Origin of the sequence: Limnobaculum zhutongyuii (genome assembly GCF_004295645.1) — a bacterium.
In the GTDB taxonomy this organism is placed as follows: domain Bacteria; phylum Pseudomonadota; class Gammaproteobacteria; order Enterobacterales; family Enterobacteriaceae; genus Limnobaculum; species Limnobaculum zhutongyuii.
In genome coordinates, this window is record NZ_CP034752.1 from 1,545,724 (window position 1) to 1,558,248 (window position 12,525).

Here is a 12,525-nt window from a genome sequence, read left to right on the forward strand (position 1 = left end):
ACCAAACCTCTATTTAAATAGTTATTCTGCATAGACTACTGAAACTCTGTTTCGGAAAAAAGCGATAATATATAAAAGTATACATCTTATTGGTCTTCGCCTTAAGCTGAGTATCGGTTTGGTGGCTAAACTGAGATAAACAGAAAGAATAATTGCAGGAGCAAATGATGGTGCAAGAAAGTGAAATAAAGTCAGTATTACAGCAAGTTAAGACTATTGCTCTGGTCGGTGCGAGTGATAAGCCTGCACGGGCCAGTTATGTCGTGATGGACTATTTGCTGTCTCAAGGGTACGAGGTTATTCCTGTTAGTCCTAAATTGGCAGGGCAGACATTACAAGGGCAAAAAGTTTTTGCCAGTTTAAAAGAGATCGATCGTCCGGTAGATATGGTGGATGTTTTTCGCAACTCAGATGCGGCCTATGAGGTCGCTGAAGAGGCTATAGCCATTAACGCTAAGGTTTTGTGGTTACAGTTAGATGTAATTAATCCAGAAGCCGAAGCGATAGCTCAAAAAGCCGGACTGAAAGTCATAATGAATAAATGCCCAAAAATTGAAATTAAAAAATTGGGTCTGGAGAAGGAGTTATAGAGAGAAATCTCTGATAAGCCTTGGATGAATTTGAGAGGAATGGCGTTTAAATCGACAAAAAACATTGTTTTTGCTGTTTTTTCAGCCGAACGATCAAAATAGCTGAATTATCCTCTTTACAAGGCACCTCAAGCTGTTCTATATTTCACGCCGTTGCGGAGGAGTGGCCGAGCGGCTGAAGGCAACGGTCTTGAAAACCGTCGTAGGGCAACCTACCGTGAGTTCGAATCTCACCTCCTCCGCCAGAATTATCAACGGGTTAGCTTAACGGCTAGCCCGTTTTTTTATGCTTGTGAGAATTGACTGAGAATATTTATTCTCAGTTGCTACTTTTTGGGCTTTATTAACGGGGCATCCAGCGATGGGGTAACGGTCAGTTTTCTGTCATAAATTAGCACCTGGCTTTCTGTTTTATGACCACTGAATAACTGTTTATCGCGTGATGAATCCTCGTTGATTTGGGTCCAGCTTATTTATCTCAAAATCACTCATTGCTGAGTAGTCAGTGTTAGTCATTTAATTTCCTTGTGATAATATCCATCAAACGCTTTTAATAAGGACATGAGATGAAAAGGTTTATTCTGGGTGTAGTGATAGCCATGCTTAGTACCAGCTCTTTAGCTAATGAAAATTTAATAAGAAAAAGTATCGAGCATACGTGTCACGAAATGAATGATAGTAATATGGATGATTGCAAGGAAAGATTATTTAGCATTGCCAAGATGGGCTTTGCATATGGCTCCCTCGTAGGTACGTGTAAAACGGCAGTTGGTTTGGAAGGTGAAAACACTGAAACCCATGAGCATCCTGAAATTGAATACTGTAAAGAGGTATTAAAAAGACCAGATGTTATTGAGTTAACATTGTAAAAATAACTATGAATTTATAATTCTGACAGCAGGTGCAGCTGGCATTGGCATCCAGTGGGTTACGCCATAAGTTTCCAGGTTCTGGTCTTCTGAAAATCCAGCTTTCTTGTCATACCATGCCTTAGTCACTCGGTTATAGTTGATTGAAAATAATAGGGAAGTGGTTGTGTGGTTAATAAAAAACCACAACTGCATGCGGCTATAAAAACTTTTACCTATAAGGAGTTTTATATTCATTCCAAATTCGGGTGATAAAAAAACGTACCAGGCGGGCTCTTAAATCAGATTAATAACGCTATAGCTCAGCTAAAGTAATCGACATAACAATAAAGAACAGGATCCCAGATATAGCCGCAAAAATGAGTATTCTAAAAATAATACTCATTCCTGACGGCTTTGCTATGGATTGTGTGATTATCGTAGAAATAATAGAAACTATTATCATCAATACTACTGCAATTAAGATTAGAGTACTTATGTCCATATTTTATTCATTTGGTGCAGGTTACGAGCAAGCAGAAAGCAAAAGGGGAACAACAAGAATTAACAATTTCATTATGCCAGCTCCGTATTAAATATTTCCAGTATTATACAGAGCCGGGAGGGGACATTAACAGGTAAGGAGTGGAGTACACAATCTACCACCACTGGTTTTTACACAACCACTAGCCACTGTGGTAAGGCTGAGTGTCAATAAAACATAAAGAATAAGCTTCATATTCTTTTTCACAATAAAATCCTTTTTATTATCTGAGGTAATTTGTCGCTGACAAATGATTTGTATGGACTGTATCAGCTTTATTCTTCCTGTGTAAAGGCTAAAATTTTGCAACGAGTTTATGAATCTCCATCAAACGCTTTTAAAAAGAATGTAAGATGAAAAAGTTTATTCTGGGAGTGGTGTTAGTCATGCTTGGTGCTGATTCTTTAGCGAATAAAACATCAACAAGACGCCTTTAGGTAGGTTGGTAAGATTGTAGCTTATGATAATGTCTTATTTGTACTGGAGATATAAGGCTATTGTGATGACCATATATGTTCAGTAATATAATTATATTGAATTATGATTTTATTGAGAATACAGATGACAATGCTTCAAAACTCATTAATCAATGAATTTATAGTTTCAGCTGATGATAATGGTTTCGTTCCATTAAAAATATTTGCTCAAAAAGCTTTAAAGCGAAGTGCTAATGACATTAGTACTTTCTTTGACCCAGAAAGTCGTTTTTATCAGGACTATCAACAAACAGTTATTCTTAATGTAAAACACAATGTTGTATTTACCCGGCGCTATAAAAAGAATGGCTCTCTGCGGGATCGCGTTTGTGACGGGGGAGTGCATCAAGATGATTTACTTACATTTATTACCTAGGCTCAAATTGCAATTGATAATAACACGAAAAAATTTAATGAAGCTTATAAAAACTATTATGAATCAAAATAACATTGCTGAGCAGTCAGTGTTATCCATTAAACGCTTATCCAACTACTTTGTTGTACTCTAATGTTCTATTGAGAGCTAGTTCTCTAAAATGAGACGGGAAAGGATTTTGGTGGGGGACCAGCCGGTATCCATGACTTGTGTGATGTTTTAGTTTCATGAGCAAGAGTTTGTCGGATATTGTTGATCGGAATAGAGAGGTCTTTTGCTACCACCTTTTCGTTAGTGCCCAGACAACCGAGTTGATGAACAGCTAACATTATATTGTAAGAATAACTTCGCAGTGTTCCTATTTGTTTGGATTTTTACGCAGAGCAATAACAGGAATTTTGATTTTTCTGGGTTTGGGCTCCGGTATATAAGGAGCTCTACAGTTTGCCCGGGAACGAACTTGCAGGCGATGGATAATCACATCTGTGTAATCGCAATGATCATCGGATTTAAACTTTACTCCAGTGCTACGTATTAGAGTATTTGTAATGGTTTGCTCGGTCATGGTTTAGTTCTTGGTAGGTCCTCCCCATAAGAAAGCCCTCATTAGAGAGCTTTCTTATGGGGAGGACCTATGCTTACTGAGAATTACTATAAACAAGAAGTAACAGTTTTTGTTCTCTTATCTATTCGAGACTGAGTAGTCATAGCACCGCCGCGCTGTAAATAGTATTTAATAAGCGAACCATTTTTTGCTTCGTAAACATCGGCAACTTCAGCATAGTTGGGGGTATAAACTGAGTAGCCGCCATCAAGCAAATTGATCGCCGCATCAAAAGCTTGACCAAGAACTAGTGGTTCTTTTTCCCATCCAGCCATAATACATGTGGCTAGTGACTTAGCATCTTTAGAGCTGGAGTATTCAGCATATGGGCCTTGTGCTCTCATATCAGTGACAGTTTGGCATCCTACTAGTCCTGACAGCGCCAGAAGTAAAAATAACTTTTTCATTTTTTCTCCTATTATTTTTTTCAGTATCTTATCAACTAGCCTTATTCCGATCATCAATCATTTCTATTGTCACTCACAAGACTTTACAATCTCTCGTCCGCTTCAATTCTACGCTTTGGATGCACTGTGAATATTATCAGTATTTCGAGAGCAGTATGTCATTAGAAATCTTCAAACCCGTCATAGCAGATGGTCAGCAAGTACCATTCTATGGTGAGAGTGTGCCTGCTGGTTTCCCATCTCCTGCTGCCGATTATGTAGAGCGTTCGCTTGATTTGAATGAGCTTTGTATCAATCATCCGGCAGCAACTTTTTTTGTGCGAGCTGATGGGGATTCCATGATTGATTGACGGTATTAACTACTCGGGAAAAGGAAGAGTCTGATTTGCAGGACAGGGAATACAGCAAAGCTGGAAAATGAAACAAGAACATCTTTCCCCATCTTATACAACAAAGTGGAGTGATTATCTTGAGGGTTAAAGCAGAATAGCGGTCTGCCATCAAACTCTCATATTATTGGTGTTACTTATGTTCATTATTGGGTGATTCGGGCCAGGATGAAGCTGGTATATTTACGAGTATCCGGGTTGAAAAGAAACCTAAAGACAGTGTGAGTACAGGTCTGGCCGGAGTAAAGGTAAGTCATCTTGTTGAACATGCCAGAGATTATTATGTAATCAAAAGATGATGTGTTGTTCAGTACTCCATAGATAATATGCATGTTTCAACTAGTTTAAGATACGAAAGACTGGGTCCCTATTTAGGGGCTTTATCTTCTTGGGGGAATCTCCGTCAAGAAACCATGAGTATCCCATGAATTTTCCTTAACTAAGTAACTCATTGGATTGAGATATTTACTTAAATAAAAAAGCCTCGAAAGGGTATTATTTAAAAGCTTCAGGAAATGTTAATTTTACTCGCTTTGATTTACTTATATATAAAAGCCAAACAATGGGAGAAACTATATCCAATAAAAAACCGGTAATAATGATAAGTTGCCATAATTGTATATCATCAAGGGGTATTACTGTTATAAGAATAATGAAAGAGATTGAGTAGAGAAAAATACATATACTAAAATATAATTTAGCAAAATAAATCGCCTTGGTTTTTTTGCTATTAGCATCGCTAAGAGTACAAAGCCAGCAAGATCAGTTATTGTACTTACTCCAAATTGGTAATTATTTGAATATAAAGAGTATAATGAAGAAACTAATACTGGTAATACTAAACTAGCGCACATAACCAAAAGCCATCCACCAATAGCAGGTACTTTGTCTTTTGGACTATCGGGTTGCATTGAATGTGCTGCATCTACTACAGTGACTGCGACGCCGCATTGACCACAAAACTTCACACTATCAGTAATTGTTGAGCCACATTGGGTACAAAAGTTAGGCATGGTTAGTCACCCTAATTAATAGAAAGCATCTGCTTTATCAACTTTAAAAGAACTCGTTAGAAATTAAAACCTTTTACTGATGAATCCATACCATTTTCAAAAATACTAAGTTTCATAAAATAATCTCAATTTATATAGTAATAACATTAAAAGACCAGCGATTTAACTTGTTAAATTCATATAAACACAGATAGAGGCTTAACAGTCCCATTAAAGGGTTAGATGACGAAAAGATGCTGAGTCTCGCTTTTTAAAGTGGGGCTTTTTTATGCTCAAATTCAGGTGTTATTATGGCGGTGATTGATATCACGACTATGCACAGTGAAGCACCAAGGATCGTACCTCATTTGCATCCTGAGCCATCTTCAGTCGTAGCTAAGAACTGTAAGCTTCCGACACGGAGTAATCACGCTAGTGCTAAACTATTTTGGCTACGATAAATCGTTTAGTATTAAACCGGGTACTATTTTTCATAGTTGAGCAGACTTCTGGTTTGCGTGAACAGGTATTGTTGATGCTATACGAAGTCCAATGGATAAGAATTTATCCATCGACATATTACCGGTTAACCAAATTTTTTACTGACTAACACCTTGCAAAATTTAATAATCAACTATTATGTATATATAAAGCCTAAGAAATCACAAACAGAATCAACCCGACAAGGTGATAAGCGGCAGTGCGGTAAGAAGATTGTTCAACCCCATAGGGAGGTGGTCCAATTATCTTCGATGGCCATAATTGGCAAGTCAGCACGCAACTTAGCGATACGTGGCAAAGCTGGCGGGGAGTTCGAAGAAAATTTGTGTTACCGATAAGGTCAATAATCTAACAGAGCCCTGCAATTGCGGGGCTTTTTATTTCTGGTATTCGATTGTATCAAACAATAAGTTAACCATGATTTGTGTTCTCACATTTATCTAATTCAACCCCTTTCAGGGCGGCGCGTTATGTTGCCTTTTCATCAAAAGACCTTAATCGTCTTATTGCTGGTGTAGATGTCCTATCGGAATGATAAGCTGGGATAAATACATGAAGAAGTGAGGAGAACTTGCTTAAGTAACAGTTCGTTATTGGTACTAGAATCAAACGAAACTGATAAGTTTTAGTTCTGTTTTGGCTGTTATGTTTAAAGGAGGACAAATGAAAGGGATCGCATATACGAAGATTTTAATTATTTCAGCATTGTTTTTATCCGGATGCGGCGATGATAAACAAGTCACAGAAGACATGCTTGTTGGTGGTGAATGGAAATGTGAAGTGGTCGATGCTCAACAAACATATTTTAATGGCGATAAGTTTAACGATCCTATAATCGATACAGACAGAATCGGTACAACAAGAACCATATCATATTTTAAGAGAGATAATGATTTTCTGGTGAGTGTTGATAAAAAACCGGGAAAACATAAGTATGAATTTAAAATTAAAGGTGAATACCACCACAAGACAGACGATATTATTATTGAAACAATAGAGTATATCTATGTATCTGATAATGAATATAAATATGTGACCGATGGCGATATCAGTCGTTCTTTACCTGATGGAGATATTGAGAGATTATCCAAATATAAACGTGTCGATAACTGCCAGAGAAGCCATTAGATATAAAATAGTTAAAACCTGTTTCTGCTGGCATACAGTATAAAGAGGAAAATGCATATCTCCACAAAAGAACAGCAAACTACAGTGTTGTAAACCATTCATTATGACTACCTTCAGAGCAATATCATTCGATAATGTCCGACCTGATACCATTTATTACCTTATCAAGAATCTTTCAGAAACAATTTTAAATTAATAATTGTTATGTTATAACATATCTTAATTCATAAATTAATCAGGACATTTCAATGAAAAGAAAGCATTACACCTTACCCACTCTGGTATTAAGTGCCTGTTTTTCACTTATCATTTTTCAAACATTTGCTCATAGCTCGCATAGTCATAGTCATGAACAATCTGAAAAAGCGCTTCAGGCAAGTAATGGTATTTTTGATGAGAAAGAGGTTAAAGACAGAATGCTTAGTGACTGGGATGGTGTATGGGAATCATTGAATTCCTATTTACTGAATGGTGATTTAGACCCGGTATTGATTGAGAAAGCAAAGAAAGATAAAAGTAAAAGCGTTGAGGAATATAGGGACTACTATAAAAAGGGCTATGCCACTGACACTAATATGATAGGAATCGAGAATGGTGTTGTTGAGTTTCATTCGGGTAATAAAATAGATTCATGTAAATACACTTACTCTGGTTTTAAGATTCTGCATTACGCATCAGGAAAGAAAGGGGTGCGCTATCTGTTTAATTGTCAGGATAGCGGCTCAAATGCACCTCAATATATTCAGTTTAGCGACCATATTATTGAGCCTCATAAATCATCTCACTTTCATATTTATATGGGGAATGAGTCTCATGAAAAACTGTTACAGGAAATGGAAAATTGGCCTACTTACTACCCGTACTCAATGACTAAAGAGCAAATTGTTCACGAGATGCTGCATCACTAAATCTTTCAGGTCTTGCTGTTCCAGTTTGAGTAACGATCTTCTGATGGAATATGAGAATTACATATCAAGAGAAATACCATGAAATGGTATTTCTCTTGGGTCGACAGGAAACGATTATTTATACACATCCGCAGAGGCGTGAACTTCATTATTCCCACCCTCTGCAATAATGACAAAATACTTGCCACCTTTCTCATCTGCCAGTTTTGATAATGCTTCGCTGATATCAGTAGGTGACTGAGTTACTTTTTTAGTGACATCCACTACACCAATTTTTTCGTAATTATTAGCTTTTGCCTGTTCTTGCGTTATCTCTGTTGCAGCGAATGCGCTAAGAGAGAAAAAACTTGCGGCAAGGGTAATTATCAGAGCGTTAAATACTTTCATGATGATGCCTCGATAGAGAATTAAGTTAAGGATAATTACAATAACGTTATAATTATTTAACAACGCATCGATTTGTCAAAGAATAGTCGCTAACAGATTTCTAATAAATATCAGTATATTGCGATAAAAACATAGTACTTTACCTTTCCTTACCTATAACTCATTGTAATTAATTATTATTTTTGTTTATTCGTTTTTGTTATTAAAACATTAATGAATGGTATAAAAGAAAGTTAATTTTATTAAGTTTTTCATTTTTTATCAGGGATTATTAGATAATTTTCAGAATGTTAAAAATTTATTGTCAGTTAAAAGATAAAATAATAATCCCTTGAATATTTAAATTATTTATAGCTTAATGAAAATTCAACCAACTTATACACAGGTGGCTTATGTCTCAAAAAATGGATGCTATACAGAAAATCATCGGTGAAACGGTCGTTAAGCTATGTGAAAAAAAGGTTCCGGTAAGCAAAGATTCAATAACGGAGAGGTTGTTACGGGTTATACACAAAGATTCCGCAGATTCTGAAAAAGGCAGGATTGCTACATCAGCGCTGGAGTTTCTGGCACAAAGCGAGTCTTGATTTTTTAACCACGTAGCAGGGAATTAGCTGTTTTAGAAACGGTTTATTATCCTGATATAACAGCATTCAGCATTTTGGATGCCAAAGAATTCGTAAAAGGGTTAGTCCAGGACTAACCCTTCTTCATTTAAGCCGATTATAGCGATTAACCAAAAAAGATCGTTTGTAGCATTTTCAGGCTTAACAATATCAATAAGCAGGCAAAAACCTTTTTAAGCGTGGCAACCGGCATTTTGTGAGCCAGGCGAGCACCAATAGGTGCAGTAAAATAGCTCAAGGCTGAAATAAGAATGACGGCAGGAAAATAGACATACCCAACGCTGTAATCAGGCGTATTTGATGTGTTCCAGCCATTAATCATATAACCAATACTACCAGCCAGAGCGATAGGCATACCAACCGCCGCAGATGTTCCTATAGCATGTTGTATACGAACATTGCACCAGGTCAGGAAGGAGACGGTAAGCGAACCGCCACCAATGGCAACCAGAGCGGATATACCACCGATAGAGAGCCCGGCAATAGATATGCCAGCGGTACCCGGTAATTGACGGCTGGGTTTGGGCTTGATGTTTAAGATCATCTGTAAAGCGACATACGCCATAAAGCAGGAGAAGAATATTCCCAATGCCTTCGTAGGTAATAATGCAGCTAACCAGGTTGCCGATAAAGTACCAATCAGTATTGCAGGGGTAATTTTCCAAACTACTGGCCATAAAACAGCCTGATGACGATTATGTGCTCTTAAACTTGAAAATGCGGTTATCACAATAGAGGCCATTGATGTGCCCAGGGCTAGATGGACCAGATGTTCTTGAGGAATTCCTTGTGCAGCAAAAATGGTTGTTAATATTGGCACCATTATACCGCCACCACCAATTCCCAGCAGACCAGCCATAAAACCCACCACAGCGCCCAGTAATAAGTACGCTAATATCCATTCAATAGCCATTGAATTTCCTTGATTGAAATTTTAATAAACCACAGGTTAACCAATACTAACTCCGTCATCAGCCAGAGCATAGGTTCTGAGTATAGAGTTTTTACGTTACAATAATCAAAAATCAATATCTTCATCAATAACAATGCTGAGGTTGTATGTTCGAGTTTGAAGGACGCATGATAGAGACCGATGCGCAAGGGTATCTGCTTAACAGTAATGACTGGAGTGAATCAATGGCAGTTATTCTGGCCCGGCAAGAAAATATTGAGTTAACCGCAGAGCATTGGGAAGTGATCCATTTTGTAAGAGACTTCTATCAGGAATTTAATACTTCTCCAGCTATTCGAATGTTAGTTAAAGCAATGACTCAAAAGTATGGTGAAGAAAAGGGGAATAGCCGCTATCTTTATCGCCTTTTTGTGAAAGGTCCCGCAAAACAGGCCACCAAAATCGCAGGTTTACCTAAACCAGTTAAGTGCATTTGAATGTAAAGTTAAGTGGATTTAGCGTTGAAATTGTTCCAATAGCACAATTTAACTTGAAATATGACTAGTTCCCCCCATATTTAAGGAAAAGGCAGGACCTGAATACGAGGAGGCTACAATGATTACCAGTAAATTTTCTATTGGTCAGCAAGTCAGACATAAGTTACTGGGTAACCTTGGCGTAATAATTGATATTGATGCCGAGTACTCCCTGGAGCAGCCAGCTTCTGATGAAGTTGCTGCTGATGATAACTTGAGAAACGCCCCCTGGTATCACGTTGTTATGGAAGATGAAGAGGGGCAGCCTATCCATACCTACCTTGCAGAGATACAACTTGCCGGAGAGGATGCAGAAACACACCCTGAGCAACCTTCTCTTGATGAGTTGGCTGCATCGATCAGAGATCAACTGCAAGCACCTCGCTTGAGAAATTGATTTTGGTACTGAAAAACCATTCTGTTTGTCACAGAGTGGTTTTTTTATTGCCTGAAAATGATGTGATTTGTTTTTGAATGAAAAAGCAGTATGGGTGTTTGCTGTAGGTCAGATTATGCAGAATCAGGGCAAAAAAATAGCCGTGAAACCCAAAAAGTGTGTGGAGTCGGTTTCACGGCAAACCAAAAATAGTAAATTTGTAACTGATAAAACGCTGGGGTAATTATCACTGAGAATTGTCCTATAAAACAAGCTGGTAAAATCACTAGTTTTTTAGCTGATGATAATTATTGCTATGCGTTATTTAAGAGATGCAAGTCTCAAATCAATTTGATCTGAATTACTTTTTTTAGTTTTTTATTTTGATTTTATAATTTTATTCGATATAAAAATCCAAATTAGAGGCCTGATTGATCTTTTATTTTTTTTAAAATTTATCACATGTATTAGATTAATTTTTCTACTCCAACTAAAGAGTAGATCTCTTAAAATTAACGGCAATCATGATGATAAAAAATTTTACTCCCATGTATCCATTAAAATATTTTGTTACATAATTAACAATATTCATTTGTGTTGTGAGTTTTTAGTCAAAAAAATTAAATCAATCAATATAATTACATGATTATGAGATGCTAAGTTCGTTTTATTCGATGTTTTTACCAATCAAAGTGTTGATTAAAAAAGTGAGGGTTACGGTTATAAATAGAATGAATATCATTTTTTTTATATTTTTATATATGATTAGAATTAAATTATAAAATCTCTGTTATAAGTTGTTATTATTTAGTTAATGTATCTAATTGGCGTGTTACTTAATTATTAATCAATATATATTTATATTTTTAAAAATAATATATACTGGTTATTGTTTGTTATCATATTGTTTTTAATTGGTTTTCTATCTATTTTGTCGTGTATTTATATGATTTGATAATGAAAAGTGTTGGTCTGATACAATTTCTCATGAATTATTTTATTTTTTATTTGAAAATATAAATATAAATATAAATATAAATATAAATATAAATATAAATATAAATATAAACTTTATATTTATATGCAAGCCATCATCCTGGCTTTTATTTTGATGACATCTCACAAAAATATTTATCATATACCTATTGTTGAGTATTTTTTAATCATGAATACTTTTGTGGCGTTGTTATTTCCATTTGAAAATTATTAAGCTTAAGAGTGGATATATGGTTGATTTTTCAAGAGCAGAGTATTTGAAGCAAGTTAACACATTACGTTCAAAATCTAATCATCAGCTGAAAGATATTGGTGATCAATGGTGTACTCCAGATGCGTTGTTTTGGGGGATTGATAGTTTATTCGGGCCATTGGTTCTGGATTTGTTTAGCGATGGTGAAAACAACAAATGTTTAAACTATTACACTGCAGCAGATAATGCGTTGACAAAAAACTGGGCTGACCAATTATCCAAGCTTAATGGTGCGGCATTCGCCAATCCCCCATATTCGAGAGCTAAACAGCACAGAGGCCATTACATTACAGGTATGTCGCATATTATGAGCCATACCATTAAACAACGAGAACTGGGTGGACGTTATGTCTATTTAGTTAAGGTGGCGACTGCAGAAGAATGGTGGCCGGGCGATAAAGCCGATCATATCGCTTTTATTCGAGGACGAATTTCATTTGATATGCCCAAATGGTTCATTCCGGCAGATAAGCGACAAGAAGTTACAACGGCTTCATTTGGTGTGGCAATACTGATTTTTGATAAAACATGGACAGGGCCACAATTAAGTTATGTTCACCGCGATGATCTTCTTACCAGAGGAAATACGATCATGACGAGGATGAAAGATGAAGCATCACGTATTGTTGTAGCTGCCTGATCAGGACATATGTGACATAAGCCTATTTTAGGAGGGACTTATGTCACATATGATAG

The 12,525-nt window shown here is 36.5% G+C and carries 15 protein-coding genes, 1 tRNA gene and 3 pseudogenes; 13 read left to right on the plus strand and 6 right to left on the minus strand.

The genetic code is table 11. The features are described from left to right. Positions 1 to 167: 167 nt before the first annotated feature. Together EKN56_RS06665 and EKN56_RS06670 are read left to right on the plus strand one after the other, a co-directional pair. On the plus strand, positions 168 to 590 hold the full coding sequence (locus EKN56_RS06665) for a CoA-binding protein (protein WP_407656547.1): 423 nt from the start codon (positions 168 to 170) through the stop codon (positions 588 to 590). Positions 591 to 747: 157 nt separating this feature from the next. Then, positions 748 to 835: transfer RNA gene (locus EKN56_RS06670), tRNA-Ser, on the plus strand. An 81-nt stretch (positions 836 to 916) separates the two neighbouring features. On the opposite strand, the pseudogene EKN56_RS21150 reads toward EKN56_RS06670, so the two are convergent. After that, a pseudogene (locus EKN56_RS21150) lies at positions 917 to 1,042 on the minus strand (integrase); the annotation flags it as partial. Between the two features lie 114 nt (positions 1,043 to 1,156). Between EKN56_RS21150 and EKN56_RS06680 the strand changes: the two are divergent. Beyond that, positions 1,157 to 1,459: a hypothetical protein gene (locus EKN56_RS06680; protein WP_130591060.1), complete on the plus strand. Its 303-nt coding sequence runs from the start codon at positions 1,157 to 1,159 to the stop codon at positions 1,457 to 1,459. 6 nt (positions 1,460 to 1,465) lie between these two features. On the opposite strand, the gene EKN56_RS21605 is transcribed toward EKN56_RS06680, so the two are convergent. After that, on the minus strand, positions 1,466 to 1,696 hold the full coding sequence (locus EKN56_RS21605; RefSeq protein ID WP_130591061.1) for a DUF551 domain-containing protein: 231 nt from the start codon (positions 1,694 to 1,696) through the stop codon (positions 1,466 to 1,468). 122 nt (positions 1,697 to 1,818) lie between these two features. Here EKN56_RS21605 and EKN56_RS06690 point away from each other — a divergent pair, with 122 nt between their 5' ends. Together EKN56_RS06690 and EKN56_RS06695 are read left to right on the plus strand one after the other, a co-directional pair. Next, positions 1,819 to 2,034 carry a hypothetical protein gene (locus EKN56_RS06690; RefSeq protein WP_130591062.1) on the plus strand — a complete coding sequence of 72 codons (216 nt, stop codon included), beginning with the start codon at positions 1,819 to 1,821 and terminating at the stop codon, positions 2,032 to 2,034. A gap of 509 nt (positions 2,035 to 2,543) precedes the next feature. Beyond that, positions 2,544 to 2,834: a hypothetical protein gene (locus EKN56_RS06695; RefSeq protein WP_130591063.1), complete on the plus strand. Its 291-nt coding sequence runs from the start codon at positions 2,544 to 2,546 to the stop codon at positions 2,832 to 2,834. A gap of 651 nt (positions 2,835 to 3,485) precedes the next feature. Here the strand turns inward: EKN56_RS06695 and EKN56_RS06700 are convergent. Next, on the minus strand, positions 3,486 to 3,845 hold the full coding sequence (locus EKN56_RS06700; protein ID WP_130591064.1) for a hypothetical protein: 360 nt from the start codon (positions 3,843 to 3,845) through the stop codon (positions 3,486 to 3,488). 155 nt (positions 3,846 to 4,000) lie between these two features. Here EKN56_RS06700 and EKN56_RS06705 point away from each other — a divergent pair. Continuing rightward, positions 4,001 to 4,192: pseudogene (locus EKN56_RS06705) on the plus strand (S24 family peptidase); the annotation flags it as partial. 49 nt (positions 4,193 to 4,241) lie between these two features. Further along, positions 4,242 to 4,325, plus strand: a pseudogene (locus EKN56_RS21155) (DUF4113 domain-containing protein); the annotation flags it as partial. 550 nt (positions 4,326 to 4,875) lie between these two features. Here EKN56_RS21155 and EKN56_RS06715 read toward each other — a convergent pair. Continuing rightward, positions 4,876 to 5,247, minus strand: coding sequence for a zinc-ribbon domain-containing protein (locus EKN56_RS06715; protein ID WP_130591065.1), 372 nt, complete (start codon positions 5,245 to 5,247; stop codon positions 4,876 to 4,878). A 1,143-nt stretch (positions 5,248 to 6,390) separates the two neighbouring features. Between EKN56_RS06715 and EKN56_RS06720 the strand changes: the two genes are divergently transcribed. Both EKN56_RS06720 and zinT read left to right on the plus strand, forming a co-directional pair. Then, positions 6,391 to 6,855, plus strand: a complete 465-nt coding sequence (locus EKN56_RS06720) for a hypothetical protein (protein ID WP_130591066.1) — start codon at positions 6,391 to 6,393, stop codon at positions 6,853 to 6,855. 248 nt (positions 6,856 to 7,103) lie between these two features. Further along, complete coding sequence (gene zinT / locus EKN56_RS06725) at positions 7,104 to 7,763, plus strand: metal-binding protein ZinT (RefSeq protein WP_130591067.1); 660 nt, start codon at positions 7,104 to 7,106, stop codon at positions 7,761 to 7,763. 114 nt (positions 7,764 to 7,877) lie between these two features. Here zinT and EKN56_RS06730 read toward each other — a convergent pair whose 3' ends face one another. Next, complete coding sequence (locus EKN56_RS06730) at positions 7,878 to 8,150, minus strand: YdgH/BhsA/McbA family protein (RefSeq protein WP_130591068.1); 273 nt, start codon at positions 8,148 to 8,150, stop codon at positions 7,878 to 7,880. Positions 8,151 to 8,542: 392 nt separating this feature from the next. On the opposite strand from EKN56_RS06730, the gene EKN56_RS06735 reads away from it, so the two are divergent. After that, complete coding sequence (locus EKN56_RS06735; RefSeq protein WP_130591069.1) at positions 8,543 to 8,737, plus strand: hypothetical protein; 195 nt, start codon at positions 8,543 to 8,545, stop codon at positions 8,735 to 8,737. Positions 8,738 to 8,882: 145 nt separating this feature from the next. Here EKN56_RS06735 and EKN56_RS06740 read toward each other — a convergent pair whose 3' ends face one another. Further along, the gene (locus tag EKN56_RS06740; RefSeq protein ID WP_130591070.1) at positions 8,883 to 9,689 is read right to left on the minus strand and encodes a sulfite exporter TauE/SafE family protein; all 807 of its coding nucleotides are present in this window, start codon (positions 9,687 to 9,689) and stop codon (positions 8,883 to 8,885) included. 146 nt (positions 9,690 to 9,835) lie between these two features. Here EKN56_RS06740 and tusE point away from each other — a divergent pair, with 146 nt between their 5' ends. The 3 genes from tusE to EKN56_RS06755 all read left to right on the plus strand — a co-directional run bounded on the left by tusE (position 9,836) and on the right by EKN56_RS06755 (position 12,469). Next, complete coding sequence (tusE, locus tag EKN56_RS06745) at positions 9,836 to 10,165, plus strand: sulfurtransferase TusE (RefSeq protein WP_130591071.1); 330 nt, start codon at positions 9,836 to 9,838, stop codon at positions 10,163 to 10,165. Between the two features lie 118 nt (positions 10,166 to 10,283). Further along, the gene (hspQ, locus tag EKN56_RS06750; protein WP_130591072.1) at positions 10,284 to 10,601 is read left to right on the plus strand and encodes a heat shock protein HspQ; all 318 of its coding nucleotides are present in this window, start codon (positions 10,284 to 10,286) and stop codon (positions 10,599 to 10,601) included. A gap of 1,205 nt (positions 10,602 to 11,806) precedes the next feature. After that, a complete protein-coding gene (locus EKN56_RS06755) occupies positions 11,807 to 12,469 on the plus strand; it encodes a phage N-6-adenine-methyltransferase (RefSeq protein ID WP_130591073.1) in 663 nt (220 codons plus the stop codon). The last annotated feature ends 56 nt before the right edge of the window (positions 12,470 to 12,525 follow it).

Excerpts from the sequence above, each read along its gene's own strand:
- EKN56_RS06735 (WP_130591069.1), top strand. The coding sequence starts at position 8,543 with ATGTCTCAAAAAATGGATGCTATACAGAAAATCATCGGTGAAACGGTC.
- EKN56_RS06720 (WP_130591066.1), top strand. The coding sequence starts at position 6,391 with ATGAAAGGGATCGCATATACGAAGATTTTAATTATTTCAGCATTGTTT.
- EKN56_RS21605 (WP_130591061.1), bottom strand. The coding sequence starts at position 1,696 with ATGAATATAAAACTCCTTATAGGTAAAAGTTTTTATAGCCGCATGCAG.
- tusE (WP_130591071.1), top strand. The coding sequence starts at position 9,836 with ATGTTCGAGTTTGAAGGACGCATGATAGAGACCGATGCGCAAGGGTAT.
- EKN56_RS06695 (WP_130591063.1), top strand. The coding sequence starts at position 2,544 with ATGACAATGCTTCAAAACTCATTAATCAATGAATTTATAGTTTCAGCT.
- EKN56_RS06715 (WP_130591065.1), bottom strand. The coding sequence starts at position 5,247 with ATGCCTAACTTTTGTACCCAATGTGGCTCAACAATTACTGATAGTGTG.
- EKN56_RS06740 (WP_130591070.1), bottom strand. The coding sequence starts at position 9,689 with ATGGCTATTGAATGGATATTAGCGTACTTATTACTGGGCGCTGTGGTG.
- EKN56_RS06700 (WP_130591064.1), bottom strand. The coding sequence starts at position 3,845 with ATGAAAAAGTTATTTTTACTTCTGGCGCTGTCAGGACTAGTAGGATGC.
- zinT (WP_130591067.1), top strand. The coding sequence starts at position 7,104 with ATGAAAAGAAAGCATTACACCTTACCCACTCTGGTATTAAGTGCCTGT.
- EKN56_RS06730 (WP_130591068.1), bottom strand. The coding sequence starts at position 8,150 with ATGAAAGTATTTAACGCTCTGATAATTACCCTTGCCGCAAGTTTTTTC.
- hspQ (WP_130591072.1), top strand. The coding sequence starts at position 10,284 with ATGATTACCAGTAAATTTTCTATTGGTCAGCAAGTCAGACATAAGTTA.
- EKN56_RS06680 (WP_130591060.1), top strand. The coding sequence starts at position 1,157 with ATGAAAAGGTTTATTCTGGGTGTAGTGATAGCCATGCTTAGTACCAGC.
- EKN56_RS06665 (WP_407656547.1), top strand. The coding sequence starts at position 168 with ATGGTGCAAGAAAGTGAAATAAAGTCAGTATTACAGCAAGTTAAGACT.
- EKN56_RS06755 (WP_130591073.1), top strand. The coding sequence starts at position 11,807 with ATGGTTGATTTTTCAAGAGCAGAGTATTTGAAGCAAGTTAACACATTA.
- EKN56_RS06690 (WP_130591062.1), top strand. The coding sequence starts at position 1,819 with ATGAGTATTCTAAAAATAATACTCATTCCTGACGGCTTTGCTATGGAT.